General features: G+C 60.4%; 21 protein-coding genes. 4 read left to right on the top strand and 17 right to left on the bottom strand.

Features of this window, described 5'->3' with window-relative positions:
- Nucleotides 1–23: 23 nt before the first annotated feature.
- Nucleotides 24–269, bottom strand: coding sequence for a hypothetical protein (locus CRI93_RS02045; RefSeq protein ID WP_098060933.1), 246 nt, complete (start codon nucleotides 267–269; stop codon nucleotides 24–26).
- Between the two features lie 213 nt (nucleotides 270–482).
- On the opposite strand from CRI93_RS02045, the gene CRI93_RS02040 reads away from it, so the two are divergent.
- From CRI93_RS02040 to miaA, 4 genes are all read left to right on the top strand, one after another.
- Nucleotides 483–2,033 carry a phytoene desaturase family protein gene (locus CRI93_RS02040; protein WP_098060932.1) on the top strand — a complete coding sequence of 517 codons (1,551 nt, stop codon included), beginning with the start codon at nucleotides 483–485 and terminating at the stop codon, nucleotides 2,031–2,033.
- 24 nt (nucleotides 2,034–2,057) lie between these two features.
- Nucleotides 2,058–2,822 (top strand): lycopene cyclase domain-containing protein, encoded by a 765-nt coding sequence (locus CRI93_RS02035; protein WP_098060931.1) that lies wholly within the window; start codon nucleotides 2,058–2,060, stop codon nucleotides 2,820–2,822.
- Between the two features lie 91 nt (nucleotides 2,823–2,913).
- Nucleotides 2,914–3,153 carry a hypothetical protein gene (locus CRI93_RS02030; protein ID WP_098060930.1) on the top strand — a complete coding sequence of 80 codons (240 nt, stop codon included), beginning with the start codon at nucleotides 2,914–2,916 and terminating at the stop codon, nucleotides 3,151–3,153.
- Between the two features lie 33 nt (nucleotides 3,154–3,186).
- Complete coding sequence (gene miaA, locus CRI93_RS02025) at nucleotides 3,187–4,140, top strand: tRNA (adenosine(37)-N6)-dimethylallyltransferase MiaA (RefSeq protein ID WP_098060929.1); 954 nt, start codon at nucleotides 3,187–3,189, stop codon at nucleotides 4,138–4,140.
- On the opposite strand, the gene CRI93_RS02020 is transcribed toward miaA, so the two are convergent.
- The 16 genes from CRI93_RS02020 to infB all read right to left on the bottom strand — a co-directional run bounded on the left by CRI93_RS02020 (nucleotide 4,068) and on the right by infB (nucleotide 25,356).
- On the bottom strand, nucleotides 4,068–5,954 hold the full coding sequence (locus CRI93_RS02020) for a class I SAM-dependent methyltransferase (RefSeq protein WP_098060928.1): 1,887 nt from the start codon (nucleotides 5,952–5,954) through the stop codon (nucleotides 4,068–4,070). The two genes, miaA and CRI93_RS02020, sit on opposite strands and share 73 nt — an antisense overlap.
- The gene (locus CRI93_RS02015) at nucleotides 5,955–10,301 is read right to left on the bottom strand and encodes a S8 family serine peptidase (RefSeq protein ID WP_098060927.1); all 4,347 of its coding nucleotides are present in this window, start codon (nucleotides 10,299–10,301) and stop codon (nucleotides 5,955–5,957) included.
- Between the two features lie 32 nt (nucleotides 10,302–10,333).
- A complete protein-coding gene (locus tag CRI93_RS02010) occupies nucleotides 10,334–10,741 on the bottom strand; it encodes a type II toxin-antitoxin system VapC family toxin (RefSeq protein WP_098060926.1) in 408 nt (135 codons plus the stop codon).
- Nucleotides 10,738–10,968, bottom strand: coding sequence for a FitA-like ribbon-helix-helix domain-containing protein (locus CRI93_RS02005; protein WP_098060925.1), 231 nt, complete (start codon nucleotides 10,966–10,968; stop codon nucleotides 10,738–10,740). The genes CRI93_RS02010 and CRI93_RS02005 overlap by 4 nt, the downstream gene beginning before the upstream one ends.
- A 103-nt stretch (nucleotides 10,969–11,071) precedes the next feature.
- On the bottom strand, nucleotides 11,072–12,157 hold the full coding sequence (locus tag CRI93_RS02000) for a M24 family metallopeptidase (RefSeq protein WP_098060924.1): 1,086 nt from the start codon (nucleotides 12,155–12,157) through the stop codon (nucleotides 11,072–11,074).
- 58 nt (nucleotides 12,158–12,215) lie between these two features.
- Complete coding sequence (gene guaB, locus CRI93_RS01995; RefSeq protein ID WP_098061054.1) at nucleotides 12,216–13,742, bottom strand: IMP dehydrogenase; 1,527 nt, start codon at nucleotides 13,740–13,742, stop codon at nucleotides 12,216–12,218.
- A gap of 10 nt (nucleotides 13,743–13,752) precedes the next feature.
- A complete protein-coding gene (locus CRI93_RS01990) occupies nucleotides 13,753–14,502 on the bottom strand; it encodes a pseudouridine synthase (protein ID WP_098060923.1) in 750 nt (249 codons plus the stop codon).
- Between the two features lie 21 nt (nucleotides 14,503–14,523).
- Nucleotides 14,524–15,294 (bottom strand): SMC-Scp complex subunit ScpB, encoded by a 771-nt coding sequence (gene scpB, locus CRI93_RS01985; protein ID WP_098060922.1) that lies wholly within the window; start codon nucleotides 15,292–15,294, stop codon nucleotides 14,524–14,526.
- Between the two features lie 65 nt (nucleotides 15,295–15,359).
- Nucleotides 15,360–16,118 (bottom strand): segregation and condensation protein A, encoded by a 759-nt coding sequence (locus CRI93_RS01980; protein ID WP_098060921.1) that lies wholly within the window; start codon nucleotides 16,116–16,118, stop codon nucleotides 15,360–15,362.
- Nucleotides 16,119–16,136: 18 nt separating this feature from the next.
- Nucleotides 16,137–17,075 (bottom strand): NAD-dependent epimerase/dehydratase family protein, encoded by a 939-nt coding sequence (locus CRI93_RS01975; protein WP_098060920.1) that lies wholly within the window; start codon nucleotides 17,073–17,075, stop codon nucleotides 16,137–16,139.
- 132 nt (nucleotides 17,076–17,207) lie between these two features.
- Nucleotides 17,208–19,334: a polyribonucleotide nucleotidyltransferase gene (gene pnp, locus CRI93_RS01970; protein WP_098060919.1), complete on the bottom strand. Its 2,127-nt coding sequence runs from the start codon at nucleotides 19,332–19,334 to the stop codon at nucleotides 17,208–17,210.
- Between the two features lie 170 nt (nucleotides 19,335–19,504).
- Nucleotides 19,505–19,771, bottom strand: a complete 267-nt coding sequence (gene rpsO, locus CRI93_RS01965) for a 30S ribosomal protein S15 (protein WP_098060918.1) — start codon at nucleotides 19,769–19,771, stop codon at nucleotides 19,505–19,507.
- A 96-nt stretch (nucleotides 19,772–19,867) separates the two neighbouring features.
- Nucleotides 19,868–20,836 (bottom strand): bifunctional riboflavin kinase/FAD synthetase, encoded by a 969-nt coding sequence (locus tag CRI93_RS01960; RefSeq protein ID WP_098060917.1) that lies wholly within the window; start codon nucleotides 20,834–20,836, stop codon nucleotides 19,868–19,870.
- Nucleotides 20,833–21,594, bottom strand: a complete 762-nt coding sequence (gene truB, locus CRI93_RS01955) for a tRNA pseudouridine(55) synthase TruB (protein ID WP_217992486.1) — start codon at nucleotides 21,592–21,594, stop codon at nucleotides 20,833–20,835. Before truB ends, CRI93_RS01960 begins: the two co-directional genes overlap by 4 nt.
- 41 nt (nucleotides 21,595–21,635) lie before the next feature.
- Complete coding sequence (gene rbfA / locus CRI93_RS01950) at nucleotides 21,636–22,031, bottom strand: 30S ribosome-binding factor RbfA (RefSeq protein ID WP_098060915.1); 396 nt, start codon at nucleotides 22,029–22,031, stop codon at nucleotides 21,636–21,638.
- Nucleotides 22,032–22,143: 112 nt separating this feature from the next.
- A complete protein-coding gene (gene infB, locus CRI93_RS01945) occupies nucleotides 22,144–25,356 on the bottom strand; it encodes a translation initiation factor IF-2 (protein ID WP_098060914.1) in 3,213 nt (1,070 codons plus the stop codon).
- Between the last annotated feature and the right edge of the window lie 64 nt (nucleotides 25,357–25,420).

The raw sequence follows: 25,420 nt of genomic DNA, 5'->3' as shown, positions 1-25,420 counted from the left end.
TAGCAGAGGGTGTTGGAGGCAGATCAGTTCAACCGCCACTGCTGCTCCGAGGTCTGTTCAGCGATCGAATCGCGCGCTACGTCCTGCTCAACGGGCACGCGGTCGTATCCATGCGACGGACCGGGCGGCGGGGGATCGCGGCGGGGCGTGCCTCCGCCTCCTCCACCAGAGCCTGAGTTATCGCTCCAGATGAGATGCCACAGTGCAACCATAATCAGCACCGGGCCTAACGCGACAAAGAAGCCAAGTACCTGCGAGATCCAGTTCATGGCGTCAGTCTGCTGAGCAAGTAAAGGAAAATGGGGAGATGGTGTCGTTCACCACTCCTTGACAGTTGGATGCATAGGCACGCAGAGCTATCGGCTTCGGTTTCGCTGCTTTGTCAGAATACGAACATCTTGGGCTTCTATTCCACCGCGCCAATCTGCATATTCTGAATACCGAGGGCCTATGCTCTTGCGCTTCGATGGTTTGACTGTATAATGAGGAGGTGTGTCGTGGATTTTGACGTTATTGTTATTGGAGCCGGGCACAATTCGCTCGTGTGCAGCGCGTACCTGGCGCAGGCCGGATACACCGTTGGCGTGTTCGAGCGGCGCGATATTGTAGGCGGCGCGGTATCAACCAAGGAAATTATACCCGGTTATCAGTTTGATTTGGGGGGGAGCGCGCACATTCTCATCCGCCTGACGCCCATCGTAGAGGAGCTGGAACTGGAGCGCTTTGGGCTGGACTACATCGATTTGGATCCGCTCTTCTTTGCTCCCTTCGACGACACGCCGGTCTACATCCACCGCGACGTCGATAAGACGGTGCACCACCTGAACGAGACGTTTCCGGGTGAGGGCGACAACTACCGCCGGTTCATCGATGACTGGTCGGGCTTTGCGCGCACCATGCGCGACATGTTTTTGCGTTCGCCGAGTCCGTTCCAACTGGGCAAGAGCCTGGTGCTTGGCGAATCGTCGAAGCTGGAGTGGCAAGACGAGCTTCGCACCATCATGCGTCCGTACGGGCACGTGGTTGGTGAGTACTTCGACCGGCCCGAAATGCGAGCCATGCTCTCATGGATGGCCGCGCAGTCGGGTCCGCCGCCCACCGAGCCGATGACTGGGCCGTTCGTGCTGTGGCACCCGCTGTACCACGAAGGCGGTGTAGCGCGTCCGCGGGGCGGCTCGGGCATGCTCACGCAGGCATTGCGTCAGCACATCGAGCATCATGGCGGGTCGGTGTTTACGGATGCAGAGGTCAGCGATATTCTGGTGGAAAACGGCAGCGCCATGGGCATCCGCAGTACCAAAGGCGAGGCTACAGCGCGCGCGGTGCTCTCCGGCACTCATATCTTAGAGACGGCCACGCGGCTCCTTCCTGAAGAGCACCGGCCCCGCGACTTTGCCAAGCAGGTGCGCGTGGGAAACGGCTTCGGCGCAATGCTCCGCCTGGCGCTCGACGAGCCCGTGTCGTACACCGCCGATCCGGGCGTAAAAGCACGCACCGGACTGCAACTGCTGTGCCGCTCGCCCGAGCAACTACACCGCGCCTATGGCGAATACCTGGGCGGGCAGCCCTCCTCCGATCCGCCCCTGGTAGCCATGACGTTCAGCGCTGCTGACCCCACACTGGCCCCCGAGGGCCACGAGGTGCTCTGGCTCTGGGGACAGTACTTCCCGTACGAACTCGCCAACGGGCAGTCGTGGGACGACATTGCCGACGATGTAGCTAACAATCTCATTGATACATTCGAGACGTATGCACCCGGTATCCGCGAACACATTGTGGGGCAGCTTTTTCAGCATCCGGCCTGGCTTGAAAAGCACCTGCGCCTGTTTCGCGGTAACGTGATGCACGTCGAAATGAGCATCGATCAGATGTTCGGCAACCGCCCGGCGATGGGCTGGTCACAATATAAAGCCCCGCTCGACGGACTGTACCTTACCGGGGCCAGCACGCATCCGGGCGGCGGCATTATGGGCGCCTCGGGACGCAATGCCGCCCGCGTGCTCCTGCGCGATCTTGACCGTCACCGCATATAACTGCTGTTCTTCTCTCCCCCTGCTATGACGCTTTCATACCTGGCCTTCCACCTTATCTTTACGATTCCGCCTATTGTGCTACTGGCAACCACGCTTCCGCGCCCACTGGCCGGGGTCGGAGGGAAGCGCGGGGCTTGGGCCCTGCCATTGCTATGCCTCATCGCGTTCACATACACCACGCCATGGGACAACTATCTCGTAGCCAACGAAATCTGGTGGTATGGCGAAAGCCGCGTGCTGGCCACCATTGGGTACGTGCCGGTTGAGGAGTACGCCTTCTTCATTCTGCAACCCATTCTGACCGGACTCTTCCTCTACCACTACCTGTCGCGCAGCAGCGAAACCAACAAGCGCACTGAAGCCCCCCGCTGGATTGGCGGCGGATTCTGGCTTGCAGTGTCGGTGCTGGGCTGGTGGATGATTGCATCAGGCATCGACGCGTTTTTGTACATGGGCCTCATCATCGGGTGGGCCGGGCCTATTCTCGCATTCCTCTGGTTCTACGACGGCCCGCAACTCTGGCAATACCGGCGCACCATGCTCGTAACCGTCGGCATCCCCACCGTCTACCTGTGGATTGCCGATGCCATCGCCATCCACAACGGCATTTGGACGATCTCACCGCAGTTCACCGTAGGCATCGAGCCCTTTGGGTTGCCCATCGAAGAGGCCACCTTCTTCCTCGTCACCAACCTGATGGTCGTGAAGGGGATCTTGCTCTTTTTGGATAGCGCGCCAGCCTTGTTCTCCAATGAGGCCGTCTCAAGCCAGCGCACACCGATGTCATAGCTTCAAATAGTCCGTCGTCGTGAAACGCATCGCCCCGTCATGAATATGATGCAACGGTGAACGCTAACACGCTCTCGCATCCTGTTGCGCTATGGTCTTTATCGAAGTACTATTTATCCTCTCGTGCGTGGCCGGGCTCGTCGTCATGCTCTACATCCACCACCAGTATCCCGAAGGCATTGACCCCGACGACGGGTTTGGCGGCTCCGACGATGGCGGCCTTCCCCCTACCGGCGACTCGGTGCCTGTGGGGCCGCGCCCTGAACTCCACGTTCCTACAGACGGTGTGCCCACCGACGAACAACCGAGCGAACCGCGCGTGTCTGCCTGATGCTTCTGTCTGTGCATCAATCCGTCACGCGTCATGCCCCCCAACGCCCCCGACACTCGCCCTGGCCCGTTTCTGTGCATTGTGGGGCCCACGGCGGTAGGCAAAACGGCGCTAAGTCTGTCGCTGGCGCAGCAATGGAACGCAGAGATCATTTCGGTCGACAGCCGTCAGGTCTACGAGGAGTTGAACATTGGCACGGCCACGCCTGCCCCTGAAGAGCAAGAGGCCGTACCGCATCACTTCATCAACGAGCGGTCGCTGGCCGACGGCCCCTACTCCGCAGGCGCTTTTGCTGACGACGCCAATACCCGCATCCGCCAGATTCGGGCGCGGGGCCGGGTGCCGATTGTTGTGGGCGGCTCCACGCTCTACATTCACGCGCTGCAAGAAGGGCTGGCCGACATTCCGGATGTAGACGATACCGTGCGCGAAAAGCTCGAATCACGCCTGGAGCGCGAGGGAAAACAGGCACTCTACGACGAACTCGAAGCCGTCGATCCCAAGCAAGCCGCCAAGGCCGATCCCACCAAAACACACCGCGTGATGCGGGCACTTGAGGTTTATCACGGCACCGGGCACACGCTTACCTCCTTCTACGAAAACCAGCCCGAGCCACCGTTTACGTACAAAACAGTCGTGCTCAACCGCGACCGGCAGCGCCTCTACGACCGCATCAACCAGCGTGTGGACAAGATGCTTGATACTGGACTGCTGGACGAAGTCCGCGCGGTGATGAACGGCCCCGCCGCCCTCGACGAGCCGCCGCTCAGCACCATTGGCTACCGCGAGCCGATTCAGCATCTACAGGGCGCGTACGACTACGACGAGATGGTGCGCCTTATGAAGCGCAACACGCGCCGCTATGCCAAGCGCCAACTCACATGGTTCCGGCGCTACGACGACTACGTATGGCGTCACCCAGACGCAGTGGACGAAGATGCACTTGCCCGCTGGGTTGGCTCCACCACCAGCACGGCCCACGGATGAAGCCAGCCGTCTACGGTGCGCATTTCCACAACGCGAGCGCCCTGCTCCTGCATCCATGTGGCCCATTCAGCCGTTGGGCGGTAGGCTTCGGGATGCGGAGACGCCATGCCTCCCCCCGAGCGGATCGCATTCACGGCAGCGTCGGTCCAGCCCAGCAGGCGGCGCTGCACGGGATGATACGCGACCGACTCCAGCACGAACACGCGATGCCGACTCACGCGCAGTGCCTCTTGCATGACGGCTTCGGGGTCGTCGGCATGGTGGAGCACGAACACGAGGAGCGCCGCGTCGAAGGTGTTGTCATCGAAGGGAAGCGTGGTGGGGGTGCACGGTCGGAACGGAAGGGCTGCGCTGCGAGGCACGCCCGCGTTGAGGTCGGTGAGGGTGACGTCCCATTCGTACGTATGGGCGATGTGCTCGCCCATGGCCCCCTCGCCACACCCAATGTCGAGCACAGTGGGCGGGTCGTCATTCGCATGCGTGGGGAGTGCACGGAGCGGGGCGTCGAACACGCGGGCTTTCTGCTGAGCGCGCCAGCCTGTGAGCGTGGCATGACGCATCAGTCCAAGAAGCAGAAGCACCGCAGCCCCGCCCCAACCGAGGATGACCCACACCCAGTACGGCCCGTCGATATAAAATAGGTATGTACCGATGCTAAAGCTGGCCATCCACATCCAGGCCCATCGGCTTGCAGGATGCAGCACGGCGACCACCCCAATGACAACGAGATACCACGGATGCACGGTTGTAGCCAGCGCCAGATAGATCCCCACCGTGCTGAGAACAAATACCCGAAACGACAGATGCTGCTTCACATCCCACCAGATAACAGCAAGCAGGCCCAGCACAGTGGCTGTGCCGAAGAGCGGACCCAACGTTTTGCTCCAGTCGGCTCCGGTTAGCGCACGCAAAAGTTCTTTGGCCGCGAGGTACGGTCCTGCGTTGAACTCGAAAAGCTGGACGTACAGCCGCAGCGACTGCCCAATGTCGGCAAGCAATGCGGGATACCAGAACCATGCGCCGAACGCAATGATGACAGCCGTTCCGGTGACTATGACGCGCAGTCCCGCTCGCCGGATGAGCCATGCAGCGCCGATCCACGGATAGAGCTTGGCGAGTCCGGCCCCGGCAAGGCCCACCGCGGCCACGTGCCAGCGCTGCTGCTGGATGGCGGCTACAGCTACCGCAATGCCGCCGACCGCGAGGGCTTCGGTGTGGCCCTGGCCTGCGATTTCGAGCAGCGCAAGGGGGTGCCAGGCGTAGAGCATCAGATGCCGCGCCTCTACGTGGCGACGCAGCGCCCAGAGTCCGCCCAGCTCTGCAGCCACGAGTAGCCCCTTGAGCACGTAGTAGCTCGTCCAGGTAGCGCCGCCGCCCAGCACATAGGCAAGGGCAAAGGTAAGCTGCGAAAGCGGCGGGTAGACGCTATGGTAGGACGCTGAGTTGAGCGCCGGATACAGCCATTCGTCGCGCCACGGACGGAGAACATCGGCGTCTGGGGGATGCGCGTACGGGTTGAGTCCGGCATCGAGGAAGACACGAGCATCCCACAGGTAGCGGTAGATATCGTCGCTCAGCACGGGCTCCAGCGGCAGATACGCAAGCCGAAGTACGACCGCCCCGCCCAGTACGAGGGACATGGAAACGCAGTTGCGCCGGGCACACCACACCAGCCCCGCGGCTACGAGTAGACTTCCTGCTACCAGGAACGGCCAGCGGGCTGGAGCCGCCGCCAGCCATGGGAGCACAGCTGCGCCTCCGAGCACGCCAGCAAGCAGCATCCGGTCGTGCGTGGAAGCGAGAGATTGGCTCATCTACCAGATGACAGCTGCTTTTTTCATGACGGGTGATTCGCCGGGCGATTCGACGCGGATGTAGTACACGCCGGTGGGCACGCGCTGCCCCGACTCATCCTGCAGATCCCATTCCAGTCCGCCCTCGGGAGCGCGGTCGGTGTGTAATGTACGCACGCGGCGCCCGTCTACGCTTATGATGCGGAGAGTGGCCTCGGTGGGCAACCCTGCGATGGTAACATGCGGGTCGTGGTCTGCAGCACGCATCGGGTTGGGGTAGACGTACACATCGTCAAGGTCATCGGCGGGGCCGGTAAGCTGTACGGCGCGGCTTTCGGGAGCCAGTGCGCGTCCGTCGGCACTGATGAGATCATCCATTTGAAGCGTAATGATGGACCCCGTTGCGCCAATAGCTACGCCGCTGATATCGAGCTTCACCTGCATGGGGTCGTTCGGAGCAACACGAGCGTCAGTTACTTCGCCGGGCGGGGTGACACGGTATCCGTCTATGTTGGTGGCCCGCTCGGCATCTACTGGATTGTTAAAGTGCAAGGTCACTTGCTGCCGTGCGCTTCGGTCCCATTCTGTAAGGAAAAACGGGGCATCCGACCGTTCGGGAAGCGTGATATCCTGTTCGGTCTGCCCCACGGGCAGGTCAAGGGCATCGCGGACATTACTCCATGTTAGGGTGCCCGTGCGTGGTACGTCGGGCGGAATCGTTACGACAAGTGCTTCGTAGTTGGCAGTGCCTATCACCCGGCGGGCCGTGGCGCCTTGGTACGTGAACTGCTCCGCGCGTGTGGCCTCGCTGATCTGCGTGTCAAACTGAAGGCGCACCTGGTTAGAGGCGGGATACGAGACGTCGGTCACGGTGGCGGGGGCATGCGGCATAACGCGGCGGGGCGAACTTAAAGGCGAGGCGGTGCCATCGCTCCACGCGCGCAGAGCGTACGCGGCGGGTTCGCTTGTCGAAATTGAAAGGCTGGAGTCTTGCTGGGCAGTACGCAAGGTAAACGCATCGCCGTCGAGGCGCTGAAACACCCCGACAGAGTCTGCACCCGGCGCCTCCCAGCGGAGCCGTATTTCATCTGCATCGAGCGCGGTGGCTTCGCGCCACTGCGGCGGCGGCACGGCGAGGGCGTTGTCTTGCACGGTGTAGCGGACGAGGTGATCTTGCCGCGTGGAGACAAACACGTCGGGACGCCCGTTGCCAGAGACGTCGCCCGCGACCATGGCGGGGCTGACGACCGACTCGCCTCCCGCGCGGTCGTCGAGATAAGCGACCTCCCATCCACGGCTCGCGTGGTTGCGCAACACGATGAGGTACGGGGTGTGCGCAATGATAACTTCGTCGCGATCGTCGCCGGTCAGGTTCGCGGTAGTGATGGAGCCCGTGCCTCCCGGATCGCCCGCAATGGGCAGCCGATAGGCCGGCGTAAAGTCGTCGGGGCCGTCGCGCTCCCACACGGTATAGGTGCTCCGCGGCGGCATGCGCGTGCCGTTGGGCAGCGTGAGCGGATAGTGCTGGGTGAACGTGATGAAGTTATCGACGCCGTCGCCGGTTACATCGCCTGTGCCGAAGCGCTGCCCCGCACCAAACCGGTTCGAAGCGTGCGACCAGATGGGGAGTGGCTTGTCTTGGCCCGGCGGAGTTTCGTACAAGATGAGATGCCCGTACTGGTCGCCCACCAGCAGATTGGCGCGTCCGTTGCCGGTATAGTCGCCCGAGGCGGCGCGGGCGGGTCCGATGAGGCTCTGCAGATCGAGCGTGTCTGGTGTCAGGAAGACATCGCGGGGCCCGACTTCGAATGCTGGAATGTACGACGAGCCCTCGTAGCGAAGGCCTTTCCACACCGAGCGCGTACGCCCAACGATCTGCGATGAACCGCGCTCCTGGAGATCCACCAGTCGGCTTCCAATAAAAGGAGGATTGCCACTGCCTGTGGTATCGATGAAGGCCTCGGTTTTGGGCAGCCACTCGCCGGGGCCCTGCTCCAGAAGCAGCGTGGCCGACGCGACCTGCGTGAGCAGTTCGGGCGTGCCGGATGCATTGGTATCGGCCACATCGCGCGGAATGACGTTGGCCCGGAGCGAATCGCCCCGCACGAAGTCCTCGCCGGTCCACTCGTACAGGTAGAGCGAATCGCTAATCCCGCCCTGACTCGTAAGCGGATTTAGAAGGAGTTCAGGTAGTGTGTCCCCATCAAAATCAACGAGTTCAGGGAGCAGGTGGCCGCGCGGGACCGAGGTGGCGTTGCGCTCCAGGAGCTGCGACTGAAACCGTCGTTCGGGGATGGTGAGTGTAGTGTCGAACGCGGTTTCGAGACCGGCATCGTTAGTGGCGGTGAGGCGGATGGTGGCCGTTCCGCCCGTGCCCTGTGTATCAGTCCACGAGACGCCGTGCCGTCGCCGCTGAAGCTCGCTCTGCACGGTATCAGAGCTGCCTTCGCGGGTCACGTCGAGCGTGATTCGAGTGCGTTGGTTCGACTCCACATCGGCAATGATGCCGAAGGCGCTACCCACGAGCCCGGGCTCCAGCGCGTGAACGGTGAGCGTGGGCGGGGTACGCTGGATGCGTACGCGCCGCCGGTCTTCGACGGTGCGTCCGTCAGTGAGGTTCGTAACAAGGCGCAGCGTGTAGCTTCCCTCCTCCAGATTCGCGACGGACCACGTGGCCAGCGTATCATCGAGTACACGCTTGGAGATGGGCTCCTGGATGGTCGTCCAGGTAGAATCGTCGATGCCAGAAGTGCCTCGTGTGTAGCTGACCTCGTAGGATGCGTGTTTTGGATGTACAGAACTTCCAATAACAGCAATCTGGTTTGCATCCCAACCGCTATCATGTTCGGGGCTTATGATTTGTGTATCTCCGGGAAGAGCACGCTTCAGCGCTTCGTAGACATCGAGGCGCCCGGCGGCGGTGCGGTTATCCCATCCGGGCAGGCCAATGTCAGCGGTGGTGCTGGTAAGGATGGAGCGGATATCGGCAGGGCTTAGGTCCGGATCGAGCGAGCGGAGCAGCGCAACGGCACCGGTGACCTGCGGAGCCGAGAACGAGGACCCGCTGGAATTGACGTACAGGTCGGCTGGTGTAATCTCGTTTTCGGGTGTGGTGCGCGGGTAATCGGTCGTGAACACGTCGGTGCCCGGCGCGCCAATGTCCGCGCCAATGCCGTACGAGCTGGTACTGAACGAGGGCAGCCCCTCGCCATCTTCAGCCAGCCAGATGCTCGAAATGACTTCCGGATAATCGGATGGATAGTGTGGGGCGTCTCCGGCGGTGTTTCCAGCAGAGGCGACCGTGACGGTGCCCTGCTCGTTGGCGTACTGGATGGCTTCGTGCAGCAGCGGGGATGCGCGATCGCGTCCGAATGACATGTTGAGCACATCCATACCCATGTCCGCGCCATAGATGATTGCCGCTGCAATATCGCGGGTGCGGCCTCGTCCGTCGCCGCCAAAGGCGCGGAGCGCAGCGATGCGGGCTTCGGGCGCAACGCCCTTCATGCCGGAGTTATTGTCTTCCTGCGCGCCCAGCACACCCGCCACGGTGGTGCCATGGCGACTTGGGTCGCGGAGCGAGTCGGGACGCGGATCGGGGTCGCGGGGACCGTACCGCCCCGGTTCGGGAAACTCCGGGCGATCCACGAAGCTGTAGCCAATCACATCATCCACCCAGCCGTTGCCGTCTTCGTCGGTGCCCTGGCGGTTGGCGGGCACGAAGGTACCAGCGTTCGCCACATCCTCGGGGCGATTCACCCACATCTGGTTTTCGAGGTCGGGATGCGTGTAAAAGATGCCCGAGTCGATAACCCCCATCGTAACCGACGGATCGCCCCGGGTGATGGTGTGAGCCTCGCGCGCACGGATCACGTCGAGATGGTCGAGTTGCGAATCGATTGTGTCAGGGTCGAGCGATATGGGCAGGTCATCCGGCAGCGATGCGTGTTCGCGGAGTATGTCCAGCTCGAAGAAATCGTTGGGCTCCACGTAGCGCACCCCCGGCTGATCGGCCCAGGTTTGCTGTACGGACGCAAGGGCGCTGGCATTAGCTACAGAAATAAGATAGACGGGCCAGCGGTCAGCGCCGTTGAGTTGCATGGCGCGTCGTTCAGGAAATGCAGGGCGGGTGGCTTCTACATTGGCAAAGAGCGGCGCAACGGCAGCCGGGCGCTCTGCATCGGGCGTCTCAAGCGCCTGTCGGAGCGAAGACGGAGCGTTGTCCTCCAGCCGGACAATCAGTTCGGTCGTCTCGGCGGCAGCGTCTGTGGAGGGCTGTGCCTGCGCTGTGGCGTCTTCACTCCCTACGCTCCACACGATGCTGAAGAGAAGCAGATAGGTCCATGCAGCGAAAAATCGTCGGGCCATACCAGCAGTGCAAGATGAGAAACAACGCGCAGTTACTGCGCAGCAAAGGATTCGAGGAGGTGCGCGGTATCGGGGAAGCGGGCGGCCAGTTGTTTGTCGCCAGTTACAAGAGGGAGGTCACGGGTTTGGGCAAGCGCAACATATTCGCAGTCGTATGCCGAGTGGCCCGACGCTGCGGCCAGCTGGAGCACCAGATCTGTATCTACGCCAAACGTAGATCGGGAAAGGTCGGCCTCCGCTTCGTGCGCAATGGACTGGGCCTCAGCGAGCGTCATGTAATCTCCCAGGATGTAGCTTCGCAACACGTTTCGAAACTCGGAGCGCCAGATGCGTGGGGCAATCCAGTTTTCGTCGCGTGCTCGAACACGCCGAGCCGACTCCGACCGGTCGCTGATCGCAATCCAGAAGTAGCTTAAGACGTCGTTATCGACTACGATCATGCGCGGCCCTTTCGCTTGGCTTCGTTGACGATGTCTGGAAAGGTACGCCCCAGCCGCCGGTTGAGTGCTTCGGCGCGGGCTATGGCATCTTCGGCACTGCGGGACATGAGGGCCGCCTCTAAAATCTGCGTGGCCTCCTGTTCGAGCGGGCGATGGTTGTCCTCGGCGCGCGCTTTGAGCCGTTTGTAGACAGATTCAGGGATGTCTTTCAGCGTCAGATCAGGCATAAGACAGCGCGGTTGGTTGGCAATAGATGCACAGTGGATACGCCATCTGTTGAAGATGCGTTTCTTCTTCATCGGGCCCCGGGCCTTCGCATCCCCCTACCTGCTACGTGATAACCTGCAGCGTCTTCGGGCTCTGTGTCAGGTTCTGGTGGCCGTCGGGGTGCAAGATGATGAGATCCTCAATGCGCACGCCAAACTTTTCGGGCAGATAGATGCCCGGCTCCACGGTAACCGCAGCGCCATCGGGTAGGTCGTGCGTTACGTGATACGAAAGGCGCGGCCATTCGTGGATTTCGAGTCCTACGCCGTGGCCCAGCCCATGCCCAAAGTAGTCGTCGTAGCCTGCCTCCTCGATGAGCCCACGGGCTACAGCATCAATATCGGTGCCCGTGATGCCGCTACGAGCGGAATGAAGCGCGGCTTCTTGTGCTTCCAGTACGATGTTGTAGACGCGCCGCGCCTCGCCTGAGGGCTCGCCCAGCGCAATGGTGCGCGTCATGTCTGAGGCATAGCCATTCAGGAAGCAGCCCATGTCAATGACGATGAGCTCGCCTTCGCGCAGGGTACGGTCTGAGGGGCGTGCGTGCGGAAGCGCTCCGTTCGGCCCGGAAGCTACGATCGGGTCAAAAGACATGGTATCAGCACCGTGGCGCAGGTGACGGTACACGATTTCGGCTCCCACCTCGCGCTCGGTCACGCCGGGCTCAATCCAGTCGCAGAGTTCGGCAAATACCGTGTCGGTAATTTTCTGAGCGGCACGCAGCTTTTCAACCTCGGCCTCCGACTTCGATCCGCGATACGTGGTAAGCAGCCCGCTGCCCTCTTCCCACGTAATGTGAGGGAAGCGCTCACGCCATCCGTGCAGCGTTTTTACCGTTACGACATCGGACTGCACGAGAATCGAATCCACATCGTCGAGCAGCCCCTCTTCTTCGACGTACTCCCACAGGTTGTATCCCGGCGTGTGGACCTCCGCGTTTTGCACTTCGCGCTCAGCCTGCTCAGTATAGCGGCCGTCCGAGAGAAAGAGGAGCCGGTCAGGATGCGCAATGAGCAGTCCGTTCGAGCCCGTAAAGCCGCAGGCCCAGCGGATGTCAGGCAGCGCCGTGAGGACCAGCGCATCGGTGTGATGATCGCGAGCAATGCCGCGAAGCAGGTCGTGCGTGGCGTCGACGGTGGTTGTCGGCATAGAGGAGGCGCAGATAATTGATACAGCAGAATGCAGTCGCGATGGAGCAACAGTTCGGTTACGCAGACTTGTGGCGGCCCGAGTAGTAGTTCGGGGACTCTTGCGTGATCTCTACGTCGTGCGGGTGACTTTCGCGCATACCCGCAGCGGTGATGCGTGTGAACTGGGCATGTTCGTAGAGATCGGGAACGGTGGCGCATCCACAATAGCCCATCGCGGCGCGGAGTCCGCCTACCATCTGGTGGATTACTTCGGCGAGCGTTCCGCTGTACGGCACGCGTCCTTCGATGCCTTCAGGCACGAGCTTCTTGAGATTGTCCTCTGCATCCTGAAAGTAGCGGTCTTTGCTTCCGGCCTGCATCGCCCCAACCGAGCCCATGCCACGATAGCTTTTGTACTTGCGCCCTTCGTAGATAATGGTTTCGCCCGGACTCTCTTCGACGCTGGCGAATAGACTCCCGATCATGACCGTCCCTGCCCCCGCAGCAAGCGCTTTGGCGATGTCGCCAGTCTGCTTGATGCCGCCGTCGGCAACAACCGGCACATCGTACTCCGAAGCCGCCTCGGCGCATTCGAGCACAGCGGTAAGCTGCGGAACGCCCACACCCGCCACCACACGCGTGGTGCAGATGGATCCGGGCCCAATACCCACCTTAACGGCGTGCGCTCCGGCTTCAATCAGGTCGCGGGTGCCCTGGGCCGTGGCTACATTTCCGGCCATAATTTGCACCTGATCGCCGAAGTGATCGCTCACCTCAGCCACGGTTTCGAGCACGCCTTCGGAATGCCCGTGCGCCGTGTCGATCGTGATGAAGTCCACCCCCACCTCAACGAGTGCCGACACGCGATCGAGGACATCGGGGGTTACGCCCACAGCCGCTCCCACGCGCAGACGGCCATGCTCATCCTTACAGGCATCGGGATGCTTACGGCGCTTACGGATGTCTTTGAACGTAATAAGCCCCTTCAGGTAGCCGTCGTCGTCAATGACGGGCAGCTTCTCAATCTTGTGCGTCTGCAGAATCTGCACCGCCTCATCGAGCGTGGTGCCCACCGATGCAGTAACGAGCCCCTCCGAGGTCATCATCTCGTGGATGGGCTTGTCGTTTTCGAGCTCAAACCGCACGTCGCGGTTCGTAACGATCCCCACGAGTTTGCGCTCGTCGTCGATCACAGGAATCCCGCCAATAGAGTAGTGCGCCATCATGCTGCGCGCGTCGCCGACCGTGTCGTGCGGCGAAATCGTGATCGGGTCCAGAATCATGCCGCTCTCAGAACGCTTTACGCGGCGCACCTCGGCTGCCTGATCCTCAATCGACATATTTTTGTGGAGCACGCCCACCCCGCCTTCGCGCGCCAGAGCAATGGCCATATCGGCTTCGGTGACCGTGTCCATGGCCGAAGACAGAATGGGGACGTTCAATGAAATGTCTCTCGTTACACGCGAGGCGGTCGATACCGTGCGCGGCATCACGCTCGACCGGCGCGGCACCAGCAGCACATCGTCATAGGTGAGCCCTTCGGCACGTATCTTACGCTGGAGCGCGTTGTTGAGCGAGGAAGCCGTCGTCGCATCAGAAGTCATCATGGCGGGGTCAGGGGGATACACGGTTCCGGAGGTCAGCTATTTCTTGTTCGGTAAGTGATCGCACGGCGCCGCGTTCCAGCCCGTGCAGGGTAATCCCTCCAAATTGCACGCGGTCGAGGGTGCGTACGCGGTGGCCGAGCGCATCGCACATGCGGCGGATCTGCCGGTTGCGCCCTTCGTGCAGCTTCAGGGCAACCCAGTCTTTTTGGGGCGGCTGTACATACGCAGCATCGGCGGCCCGAGCGGGGCGATCATCGCCAATGTCTACACCACGCCGCAACTGGTCGAGTTGGTGCGGCTTAACCGGCTGCTTCGTCTGCACAAAGTAGATTTTGTCGATCTCGTAACTCGGGTGCATCAATCGATGGGCCAAATCGCCATCGTTGGTCAGAAGAAGCACGCCCGTCGTGTCGCGATCCAGGCGGCCTACCGGAGCCAGCCCCGTCGGATTTGCATAGCCGCGCCCAATTACGTCCATGACCGTTCTGCGTCCACGGTCATCGCGTACCGTGGTGATGCATCCGGCGGGCTTGTTGAGCACCAGGTACTCTTTTTCTTGCAGCCCCACCGTCTCGCCATCCACCGCCACCGTATCGCCCGGATGCACCTGCGTGCCGTGGGCCGTAACGACCTCGCCGTTGATGGCAACGCGCCGGGCCTCCACCAGCGTATCGGCCTTGCGCCGCGAACACACCCCCGCACGGCTCAGGTACTTGTTGATGCGCATGCCGTCTTCGGGCACCGTTGGCGTGCTCATAAGCGTTTTGCGAATAAATGGTTATTGGGAGGATGCAGGGGCGTTATTCTCCGATGCAGAGTCCGATGCAGCTTCAGAGGACGACGCGTCTGCATCATTCGCTTTCGCCTCGGCAATGTTCTGTAAACTGTCAGGCATCGCATCGCCAAGGGCATCGGCGGCTTCTTCGGTCTTAAGCTGCAGGAGCTGCGCCCGCTCGTCATCGAAGTTCGGATCGTCGAGCAGCTCTTCCACCTCCCGGATGGTAGGTAGATCGTCGAGCGTGTTGAGCCCGAACTGCTCCAGAAACTCGGGGGTAGTGCCGTACAAGAGCGGACGCCCCAGCGATTCGCTGCGGCCTTTCACGTCCACCAGCTCCAGCTCCATCAACTTACGCAGCGCATAATCGGAGTTCACGCCGCGCACAAAATCGACCTCGGGACGTGTTACGGGCTGCTTGTAAGCGACCACGGCTATCGTTTCCAGCAACGAGCGCGAGAGCGACTGCCGCTGCTCGTCCTGCACCATTGCTTTTACGAAGGGGGCCACCTCTTCGCGGGTCACCATGCGGTATCCGCCCGCCCACGCCACAATCTCAAAGGCGCGCTCGTTGACCGTGTACGCCTCTTGTAGCGCCTCAATGACGGTTTCCACGCGTTCGGCATCCACCTTCGTTTCGCCCGTCACCTCCGTCACGATTTCAGCAATGCGTTCCGCCCCGATGGGATCATCGGCAGCAAAAAGCAGCGCCTCGGTCGCCTTCAGAAGGCGCGGACTTACGCCAAAACCAAGTGCAGGATCGGAGTTCGCCATGTAGCGAGTACAAGTGGGTTCAGAGGGATGCGACAGATTGGAAGCTGCCTCGTAGGCAATTCGGACTACGACGCCTGCGGCACAGTAGAGTCTACCCCGTTGGAGGCATTGTCGTGCCAGCGGAGTGCAAAATTGGTTCGCGACTCGTTTATATGGATGCGCAGATGATGCTGACGCGCCAGTTCGAGCACAGCCAGGAAGGTGGCAATGATAAACGGCTTTGAGCGCTCCCGAATGATCGACCGAAACGACAGTTCGCGAGCGTGGCGCAGTCGGTCCATGACATAGCGCTGCTGCTCGTCAACCGAGTACTCCAGCGGGGCCACCTCGTGGGTGGAGTCGTCGTCTTCGGGAGGCTCGTGCAGCATGTGCGCCAGCGCATCCATCAGATCGTACACCGTATGGTCAACCGCTTTGGCAGGCTGCTGCTCGTACTGCTGGCGCACCGGCGAGGCATCGCCCCGCGTAGCGTGCCGGTTTCGCTTCTCGCGTCGCACAGCCAGCTGATCGGCCCCTTCCTTAAAGCGCACGTACTCCAGAAGCCGCTCTACCAGCTCGCGCCGCGGGTCGACCTCCTCACCCTCCTCATTTTCGTTTGGGTTCGGGAGGAGCATCTGCGCCTTGATGTTGATCAGCAGCGCCGCCATGTAAATGAAATCGGCTACGCCATCCAGATCAATCTCTTCGAGCACGCGGACATACGCCAGGTACTCATCTGTGATCTTCGCGATGGGAATGTTGTAGATGTCGATTTCATCGCGCTTAATGAAGAACAGCAACAGGTCCAACGGACCCTCAAACTGCTGAAGCTCAATTTGATACATTGATTATGCAATAACAGATTATTGAGATTGCGAAGACGTCAACTGGGCCGCAAACCACTCGACGGTCTTCCCAATACCGTAATCCATATCGGTAGTCGGGCTCCACCCAAGTTCGTTCTTCGCACGCGAAATATCGAGCACACTCCGCATCTGCTCGCCGGGCTGCACGGGTCCGTACGTGTTGTCGATACTCGGATCTGTATGCTTCTGAATGGACTCGAAGAGCGTGTTCAGGCTGGTTTCTTCTCCTGTACCCACGTTGAAAATACGTGTGCCTTCGTACTCCATCACCGCACGGTTCATCGCCACCACATCGTCGATGTAGATGTAATCGCGCGTCTGCGTCCCGTCCCCGTAGATGGTCGGCGTCTCTCCATTTAGCATCTGCTCAATAAAGATTGCAATGACCCCGGCCTCTCCGGCCGGATTCTGGCGCGGCCCGTACACGTTCGCATAGCGCAGCGACACGTACGGAATGCCATACTCTTCCCGGTAGAAGTCCAGATACTTCTCCGATGCCAGCTTACTTACACCGTATGGCGATACCGGACAGAGCGGGTGCTCTTCATCCTGGGGCGCGTACACCGGATCGCCGTAGATGGCCCCGCCGGTTGAGGCAAACAGCACCCGCTGAAGGCCATTCTCGCGTCCAGCTTCCATCAGATTCAGCAGGCCGTCAACGTTGACAGATGCATCCTCACGCGGATGTTTTACGGATTCCCGCACGTTCATCTGGGCGGCGTGGTGCACGAGCATGTCGAAGCGTTCTGCCTGCACGAGCGCTGTAGCCTCCTCGCTCCGAATGTCGAGATGATGAAAAGTAGCTCCAGACGGCACGTTGGATCGCTTTCCCCCTGAGAGGTCATCAACGATATGTACGTCGTGTCCATCTTCGATAAATGCCTCGGCGACATGGGAGCCGATAAATCCAGCAGCTCCACTGCAAAGTAATTTCATTGCAATAACGGTTTATTGTACAATTGTAAGACCTCCGCCCCATACAACCGTAGGGGCAATCGGAAGTGATTGCCCCTACGCAGTGTGTTACAGCCTGTAGACAGACCGTATGGGTCGTGTGGATGTGCTTGCTTAGCGATCCGCTCCGTTCTCCTTATCGAGGAACGGCTTCCGCGTCAGACGCATCTTGCCGTCATCGCGCACCTCCAGCAGGTGAACTTTCACTTTGTCGCCCACCTTCATGTAGTCCTCTACGTTTTCGACGTAGTCATGGGCGATTTCGGAGACGTGCAGCAGTCCAGTCTTTTCAGGCATGATCTCAATGAAGGCACCGAAGTCGCGGATGGTTTTCACCGTGCCCACGTAGTCTTCGCCTTCTTCAGGAACAGCCACAATCTGCTTTACGCGTTCGATCGCGGCTTCAGCGTCCTGCTGATTCTTGGCCGCGATGGTGACCAGTCCCACGCCATCTTCCTCTTCGATGGTGACGTCGGTGTTGGTCTCCTTCTGGATGCTCTTCACAACCTTGCCACCGGGGCCAATTACGGCGCCGATATGCTCCGGATCGATCGTAAGCTTCGTAAGGCGCGGTGCGTACTCTGAGAGATCCTGACGCGGCGCAGGCAGCGACTGCTCCATTGCGTCCAAGATCTCCATGCGGGCTGCGTTCGACTGCTTCAGCGCCTTGGCAAGCACCTCACGCGAGAGTCCAGCCACCTTAATGTCCATCTGACAGGCCGTAATGCCGTCGCGCGTGCCCGTGATCTTGAAGTCCATGTCGCCGAGGTGATCCTCCAGCCCGAGGATATCGGTGAGGACTTGCGTCCGCTCGCCGTCCGTGACGAGTCCCATCGCGATGCCCGATACCGGTTTCTTGATCGGGACCCCGGCGTCCATAAGTGCGAGGGAGCCGGCGCAGACGCTGGCCATGGAGGAGGAGCCGTTCGACTCCATCACATCCGCGTTGATGCGGATGACATACGGGAACTCGTCCTGTCCAGGGATGACTGGGCGCAGGGCGCGTTCGGCCAGCATGCCGTGTCCAATTTCGCGACGTTTCGGACCCCGCAGGTAGCTTGCCTCACCAACTGAGAACGGCGGGAAGCGGTAGTGTAGGTAGAACGACTTGTCAGCATCATCGAACACCTCATCGACCGGCTGCACGTCTTTCGAGGTGCCCAGCGTAAGGGAGCCCAGCACTTGCGTTTCGCCGCGGGTAAAGATGGCTGAGCCATGTACGCGGGGCAGGTAGCCCGTTTCCATTGAAAGGTCGCGCACACTCGTCAGGTCGCGCCCGTCAACGCGCTTACCGTCGGCAAGGATCATCTCACGCATCGACTCCTTCTCCACCGCACTTACCGCATCGCGGATGGTACCGGCGTCGAATCCGTCTTCATCGTCAGAGACAAGCGCTTCAACAGCCTCGTCTTTGATCGTGTCGATGCCCGCATAGAAGGTTTCTTTCTTGTACGGCGCACGCACATGGTCGGCCACGCGCTGGCCGAACTGCTGGCGCACCTTCTCGATGGCCGCTTCTGGCGTAACGTGCTGCGTCCACTCGAAGTCATCGGCGGTGCCAAAGGCACGGGCCAGCTGCTCTTGGCCGTTGCACAGCTTGCGGATGGCGACGTGCGCGGTGTCGAGCGCGTCGATCATCTCGTCTTCGCTGATCTCGTCGGCCTCACCCTCAACCATGACCAGCGCGTCTTGCTTGCCCGCCACAATGAGGTTCATGTCGCTCTCGGCGGTCTGCTGCATCGTAGGGTTGATGACAAACTCGCCATCAACGCGGCCTACGCGCACTTCAGCCATGGGTCCCTGGAACGGTGCACCGGCCAGCAAAAGCGCTGCCGACGAGCCCACGCCCGCAAGAATATCGGCGTCGTAGTCATTCCCCGCCGAAATAACAAAGTTAACAAGGTGCACGCTGTGGTAGAACCCGTCGGGGAAGAGCGGACGAACAGCCCGGTCTACGAGGCGAGCCGTCAGGGTTTCCTTATCAGTAGGACGTCCCTCACGCTTGATGAAGCCGCCGGGCACTTTGCCGCCTGCCGCAAACTTCTCGCGGTAGTCAACAGTCAGCGGAAAGAAGTTCTTACCTTCTTGAATGGAATCGGACAGCGTAGCGGTGGAAAGCACCATGGTGTCCCCCAGCCGGACTACGGTAGAGCCGTTGGCCTGGCGGGCAATGCGTCCGGTTTCGATCGAGAGCGATCGTCCCGGAGCAAATTCGATAGATTGGATGGTTGCGTCTGGCATGTATAGGTATCTCGTTCAGTCAACAACTGGTGATGGGCCCGGAGCGATGCGGCGCCGTGCGCGTGTGCGCCCTCCGGTACAGCCCGTCTGCCCGGCAGAGACTTTCTGCTGGGCATCAACGCGCAAACGAAAGCGGCATCCTGCGCGGGGCAGGATGCCGCTGTACGTGTCTATTTACGGAGCCCCAGGTCTTGGATGAGTGTCCGGTACCGCTCAATGTCCTTGTCTTTCAGGTAGTTGAGCAGGCGGCGGCGCTTGCCAACCAGTTTCAGTAGCCCGTGGCGCGTAGAATGGTCGTTCGGATGCTCTTTCAAATGCTCGGTCAGATTGCTAATCCGCTCGCTGAAGATGGCAACTTGTACCTCAGCAGTGCCCGTATCGGTTGGGCTGTTGCCATATTCTTCGACCAGCTCGCTCTTACGCTCTTTTGTAATCATACAGGTTTGGGGGTTAGTTCCTCTTTAGATTATACCATGCTAAAGAAGATACCGGACTCCATCGTCCAGACGACCTGGACGCTACAATCACAGCATTTACACGCACCCGCTTTTAGATGTTGAAAGCGGGCGTGCGGCTTCCATAACACGTATGCAATGGGCTCGATCTTTCGAAAGTTGCGCCTTCAGCGCATCCACCGAATCAAATTTGACCTCGTCGCGCAGTCTTTGCACAAACTCTACGCATAGCGTCTCATCGTACAAATCTCCTGCGAAGTCGAGCAGGTGAACTTCAATGGTGGGCGTTTTGCCGTCGAAGGTGGGCCGCACCCCGATATTGCACATCCCGACGCGGGGCGTCCCCAACGCGGTCCCATGCACGCGGGTGGCATACACCCCATTTTTGGGGATGCAGGAGCGCGCATCCCGTACGCCAATATTCGCGGTGGGGAAGCCAATAGTGCGCCCCCGCTGGTCGCCCTGCTCTACGGTACCTGTAAGCGTGTACCGGCGTCCCAGCAGCCGAGCGGCATCATCAACAGCGCCCTCCTCCGCGATCTGTGTACGGATACGCGTAGATGAGATCACCGCATTGTCTTCGGACTGGGGCGGAATTTCTTCTACAGTGAAGCCGAGGTCGGTGCCCATAGTCCGCAGCAGCGACACATCGCCCCCACGATCGCGGCCAAAACGATGGTCGTAGCCTACAGCGATAGCCTGCAGCCCAATGGTCTCCCAGAGCACCTCACGCACGTATGCTTCTGGGTCGTACTGCGCAAGGTTGTGTGTAAAGGGAAGCACCACCATGCGCGCCACACCTGCCTGTTCTAACGCACGGGCCCGCTCATCGATCGTCGTGAGCAGCGGGACATCAGCGTTGCGCACAACCGAGCGCGGGTGCGGATCGAACGTGAGCACGGTTGGCGTGCCTCCGAGCGCGTCGGCCCGCTCGCACAGGAACGAAAGAATTGCCTGATGCCCACGGTGCACGCCGTCGAACGTGCCCACCGTGACAACCGAGGACGCATCGCGCTGGATCTGTGCCCAGCCAATCTCACGTGTCATGAGGAGGAGTCGGTGCTTGGGGAGGGACAGGTGCGAAGCAGTGCGTCGAGAGACCAGGCCGTGTCGACGGCATATGAGCCAATGTGGGTCCGCCGAAGCGCCGTCAGATAGGCCCCTGAATCGAGCGCTCGTCCCAGGTCGTCTGCAAGCGAGCGGATGTACGTGCCCTTAGAGCAGACGACCTCAAACGTCACATCGCGGCCTTCACGATGCAGAATATCGAATGTATCGATGGTAACATGGCGTGGTGGACGGACGGCGGTTTCGCCACGGCGCGCTTTTTTGTAGAGCCGCTCGCCTTTCACACGCACGGCCGAATACATGGGCGGGCGCTGCGTGATGGTGCCCTTGAACTGAGCGGTAGCAGCTTTCAGATCCGAATCGCTGATGTGCTGCCACGGGTAGGTGGCATCTTCGGGCTGCTCGCGGTCGTACGTAGGCGTGGTGGCCCCCAGACGCAACGTGCCGCGATAGGTTTTACCCAGATGCATGAATGCATCTTGTAGCTTGGTTGCCCTCCCCAAAAGCAAGACGAGTAGTCCGGTAGCCAGTGGGTCGAGCGTGCCTGCGTGCCCCGTTTTGCATCCCCCAAAATGACGCCGTACGCGGTGCACCACATCATGTGAGGTGGGCCCATTGGGCTTGTCGATAAGCAGCGCCGCCTGGGCCGGGTTGGGGCAGTCGGGCGCACGCACCACAATATCGGGCGGAATGGGGCGCTGCGATGCAGCCGTGACCATGAAGGCAGTGCGGGACAAAATGAAGGGGATGCGATGCAGACGCGAATCCACCCGAGTAGTTACTGAGCAGCGTCGGGCGTTTCGGAGTCGGAGAGCCGCCGTTCACGCTCGGCACGGATGCGGTCGAACAGGTTTTCCATGCGCTTAGCGCGCTGGAGCGATTCATCCAGAAAGAAGCGCACTTCGGGAATCGTGCGCATCTGATGGCGAATTCGACTGGCCAGACTGGAGCGCACCTCATCGCTCAGAGCTTCCAACTGCTTGAACGTAGCTTTGCGCTCGGCCTCCGTCTCGCCCATTACACTGGCGTAGACATACGCAATAGAGAGGTCTTTCGTGACCCGTGCGTCGGTGATCGTTACCATTGGGGTAAGGCGCTCGGCGTAATCTTGCTGCAGAATCTGGGCAACCTCGCGCTGGATGAGTGCAGCAACGCGTTCGGTTCGGATACTCATAGGGGAAACAACACAACAGAACGAAGGCAGCGGGCAATGCAACCGGCGCTCGGCCAGCGGGAAACCGCCAGGCCGAGCGCCTTGATGCATGATGCGTGGATAGAGGCAGCGATTAGACTTCCAGCGTGCGTCGCTCTTCAACGACCACGTAGCATTCAAACTCATCGCCAACCTTGATATCGTCGAAGTTCTCAATGGAGATGCCGCATTCGTATCCAGTCTTCACCTCCTTCACATCGTCTTGGAAGCGTTTGAGCGAGCTCAATTCGCCTTCGTACACGACTACGCCTTCGCGAAGTACGCGGACACGGAAGTCGCGGCTGATGACACCGTCGGTGACGTACGATCCGGCCACCGTGCCTACACCCGGCACCTTGAAGATCTCGCGCACTTCGGCACGTCCCTTCACTTCTTCGCGCTTCTCAGGACTCAACATGCCCTCGAGCGCATCGTGGACGTCTTCAATCGCGTCGTAGATAATCGAGTATGTGCGAATGTCGACTTCTTCGCGCTTGGCCGCGTCGCGGGCGCCTGAGGTTGGGCGTACCTGGAAGCCGATAATAACGGCTTCGGAGGCACGGGCCAGCATCACGTCGCTCTCGTTGATCGCGCCAACGCCGCTGTGGATGATACGTACGGCGACCTCGTCGGTACGGAGCTTCAGGAGCGCATCGGCCAAGGCTTCGACCGAACCGCCCACATCGGCTTTGACAATGAGGTTGAGTTCGCTGTATTCGCCAGTGGAGAGGCGACGGCCAATCTCGTCGAGCGAGAGTTGGCTCTTGCGACGCAGCTCCTGCTCGCGGTGAATACGCTGACGGTTCTGCGCGATCTCGCGGGCCTCGCCCTCATCATCAAGCACCACAAACTGGTCGCCCACTTCGGGCGAACCGTTGCAGCCCAGGATCAGAGCCGGCTGTGACGGCCCCACCTCTTCGATGCGATTGTCGCGCTCATCGAACATAGCTCGGACGCGTCCGCTGTACATCCCCGCAACAAACGGATCGCCCACTTCGAGCGTGCCGTTCTGCACGAGCACCGTAACCACGTTGCCACGCCCCTTCTCCAGGCGGCTTTCGATGATCACACCATCAGCTTCGCGGTCGGGGTTGGCCTTCAGTTCGAGCAGTTCAGACTGCAAGAGCACCTTCTCCAGCAGGTCGTCGATGCCGTCTCCGGTTTCGGCAGATACTTCGGCAGACTGCACGTTTCCGCCGTATTCCTCAACGAGCACGTTGTGTTCGGCCAGTTCAGCCTTCACGCGCTGTGCGTCGGCTTCCGGCTTATCCATCTTGTTAATTGCAACCACAAGGGGCACGTCCGCCGCTTGCGAGTGGTTGATGGCCTCAATGGTCTGCGGCATCACCGAATCGTCGGCGGCCACCACCAGAATCACAATATCGGTGGCTTTTGCACCGCGGGCACGCATGGCCGTAAAGGCCTCGTGGCCCGGCGTATCAAGGAAGGTAATGGATCCCTCCTGATCTGACAGATCGACCTGGTGTGCTCCAATGTGCTGTGTAATGCCGCCTTCCTCGCCCGCAACGACATTAGCGCTGCGGATGTAGTCAAGCAGCGACGTCTTACCGTGATCAACGTGGCCCATCACCGTAACAACCGGAGCGCGCTTCTCCAGATCTTCTGGATCGTCTTCGCGGACTTCGATCGCGTCGGTGCTGAACTCGTCGATGAACTCGACCTCCATGTCGTACTCCGCCGCGATGAACTCAATCGTATCGCGGTCGAGGCGCTGGTTGATCGAGACCATCATGCCCGCATCAAAGAGCGAAGCGATGACCTCCTTCACGGGCTCGCCCATGAGATTGGCCAGCTCGCCAGTCGACACGTACTCGGTCACGCGCAGCACGCTTTCTTGCTCGGCCTTGCGCTCGCGCTCGCGCTTGCGCTCTTCTTCGTGGCGCTGACGGCGACGGCGGCGGCGGCGCTGACGCGCGCGGCTGGCGCCCTGTTCGAGCTCCTGGAGCGTCTCTTGGATCGTCTTCTCGACGTCCTCTTCTTTCGGCTTGCGGCTTTTCTTCTTCTTGCGCTTTTTCTTCTGCCGCTGTTTTTGCTTTTTCTGTTGGCGTTCTTTCTTTTTCTGTTCTTTCTTCTCCTTTTTCTTGCGCTTCCGCTTGCGCTTGCGGCGGCGCATCTTCGAAAGGTCGACCTTACCAACGACTTGCGTTCCGGTAAGACGATAACGATTTGCTTTCAGCGTCTCGTCTTTCGGCGATTCGCCTTCAGATGCCTCATCCGATCCGTCCGCTTCGTCACTGACCTCCTCATCAGAGGCTACAGCATCAGCTTCTTCAGATTCGTCCTCGGTCGCGTCAGCGGATACGGCAGCTTCGTCTTCCATTTCCGTATCTGCTTCAGCGTCAACGCTTGACGCTTCGTCATCTTCTGATGTGTCTGCGACACCTTCTTGGGCTTCCGTATCAGCCTGGACGTCATCTTCCGCCTCTGCTTCCGTTGCCTCGGCAGCAGGTTCTTCTGGCGTTTCGGCAGCATCGGTCGACTCATCGTCCGCTTCAGCAACCGCATCTTCGGCAACTGCTTCAGCAGCCTCCTCCTCTTCAAGGGGCTCTTCGTCAGACACTGCGTCTTGAGTGTCTACAGAGGAGGAAGTATCCGCGTCCGCACCTGCTTCGTCAGCAGGGCTGTCGGCGTCTGTCGGCGGTTCGTCGGCCACAGGTTCTTCTGCAACAGCATCTGCTTCAGTTCCGTCGGTGTGCTCCGCGTCATCTGCAGCCTGTTCGTCAGCGGTTTTTCCGTCAGCGACGGGCGTGTCATCCTCTGCATCGGCAGCCGGTTCGGCCTGCGCATCAGCGTCGGCGGTGGCATCAGCCGGTTCGCTTGCCTCTTCAGGCGTCTCTTCGTCATCGGAATCGCCCACAACGGTCAAGCCGCCGCTTTTGGTGCGGTCGTTGGCCCGAATCACGTCTGGCTCCTCTTCTTCGACGGCTTCCGAAGGGTCGGAAGAAGACGCTTCCGGGGCCGACTCCGCCTTCGCCGTTGGCTCAGGGGATGGACCCTCCGATTCGTCGATCGAGGCGACTTCGTCGCGATCTGCCGAATCGGCAGCATCGCTCGCTCGAAGTTCGCGAATCCGCTCGGCCGCTTGCGCGTCATCGGCGTACTTCTCCCGCAATACCAGGTACGCTTCCTCATCGGCGATCTTGGCGGTTAACCCCGACCCGGTGAGCGCGTCCTCGTATCCCTCTTCTTTCAGAAACTCTTCGACCCGATCGGTCGAAATATTGAGCTCCTGTGCGACACGGAACAGTCGCTTTTTCTTGAATGCGTTTTGATCAGTCGTTGCCATAAAGTGGTGTTAAGTTACTCAATGCCCCGCAATGGGGCCGAAGGCGGAACGGTTAGGCAGTCTG

Origin of the sequence: Longimonas halophila (genome assembly GCF_002554705.1) — a bacterium.
Lineage (GTDB): Bacteria > Bacteroidota > Rhodothermia > Rhodothermales > Salinibacteraceae > Longimonas > Longimonas halophila.
The sequence above is the reverse complement of the archived record's forward strand: the minus strand, read 5'-3'. Positions and strand labels throughout refer to the sequence as shown.

Excerpts from the sequence above, each read along its gene's own strand:
- scpB (WP_098060922.1), bottom strand. The coding sequence starts at position 15,294 with ATGGCGAACTCCGATCCTGCACTTGGTTTTGGCGTAAGTCCGCGCCTT.
- rpsO (WP_098060918.1), bottom strand. The coding sequence starts at position 19,771 with ATGATTACAAAAGAGCGTAAGAGCGAGCTGGTCGAAGAATATGGCAAC.
- CRI93_RS01990 (WP_098060923.1), bottom strand. The coding sequence starts at position 14,502 with ATGAGCACGCCAACGGTGCCCGAAGACGGCATGCGCATCAACAAGTAC.
- guaB (WP_098061054.1), bottom strand. The coding sequence starts at position 13,742 with ATGACTTCTGATGCGACGACGGCTTCCTCGCTCAACAACGCGCTCCAG.
- CRI93_RS01960 (WP_098060917.1), bottom strand. The coding sequence starts at position 20,836 with ATGACACGTGAGATTGGCTGGGCACAGATCCAGCGCGATGCGTCCTCG.
- CRI93_RS01975 (WP_098060920.1), bottom strand. The coding sequence starts at position 17,075 with ATGAAATTACTTTGCAGTGGAGCTGCTGGATTTATCGGCTCCCATGTC.
- CRI93_RS02040 (WP_098060932.1), top strand. The coding sequence starts at position 483 with ATGAGGAGGTGTGTCGTGGATTTTGACGTTATTGTTATTGGAGCCGGG.
- CRI93_RS02030 (WP_098060930.1), top strand. The coding sequence starts at position 2,914 with ATGGTCTTTATCGAAGTACTATTTATCCTCTCGTGCGTGGCCGGGCTC.
- CRI93_RS02005 (WP_098060925.1), bottom strand. The coding sequence starts at position 10,968 with ATGCCTGATCTGACGCTGAAAGACATCCCTGAATCTGTCTACAAACGG.
- infB (WP_098060914.1), bottom strand. The coding sequence starts at position 25,356 with ATGGCAACGACTGATCAAAACGCATTCAAGAAAAAGCGACTGTTCCGT.
- rbfA (WP_098060915.1), bottom strand. The coding sequence starts at position 22,031 with ATGAGTATCCGAACCGAACGCGTTGCTGCACTCATCCAGCGCGAGGTT.
- pnp (WP_098060919.1), bottom strand. The coding sequence starts at position 19,334 with ATGCCAGACGCAACCATCCAATCTATCGAATTTGCTCCGGGACGATCG.
- CRI93_RS02015 (WP_098060927.1), bottom strand. The coding sequence starts at position 10,301 with ATGGCCCGACGATTTTTCGCTGCATGGACCTATCTGCTTCTCTTCAGC.
- CRI93_RS02035 (WP_098060931.1), top strand. The coding sequence starts at position 2,058 with ATGACGCTTTCATACCTGGCCTTCCACCTTATCTTTACGATTCCGCCT.
- CRI93_RS02000 (WP_098060924.1), bottom strand. The coding sequence starts at position 12,157 with ATGCCGACAACCACCGTCGACGCCACGCACGACCTGCTTCGCGGCATT.
- CRI93_RS02020 (WP_098060928.1), bottom strand. The coding sequence starts at position 5,954 with ATGAGCCAATCTCTCGCTTCCACGCACGACCGGATGCTGCTTGCTGGC.
- miaA (WP_098060929.1), top strand. The coding sequence starts at position 3,187 with ATGCCCCCCAACGCCCCCGACACTCGCCCTGGCCCGTTTCTGTGCATT.
- CRI93_RS01980 (WP_098060921.1), bottom strand. The coding sequence starts at position 16,118 with ATGTATCAAATTGAGCTTCAGCAGTTTGAGGGTCCGTTGGACCTGTTG.
- CRI93_RS02010 (WP_098060926.1), bottom strand. The coding sequence starts at position 10,741 with ATGATCGTAGTCGATAACGACGTCTTAAGCTACTTCTGGATTGCGATC.
- CRI93_RS02045 (WP_098060933.1), bottom strand. The coding sequence starts at position 269 with ATGAACTGGATCTCGCAGGTACTTGGCTTCTTTGTCGCGTTAGGCCCG.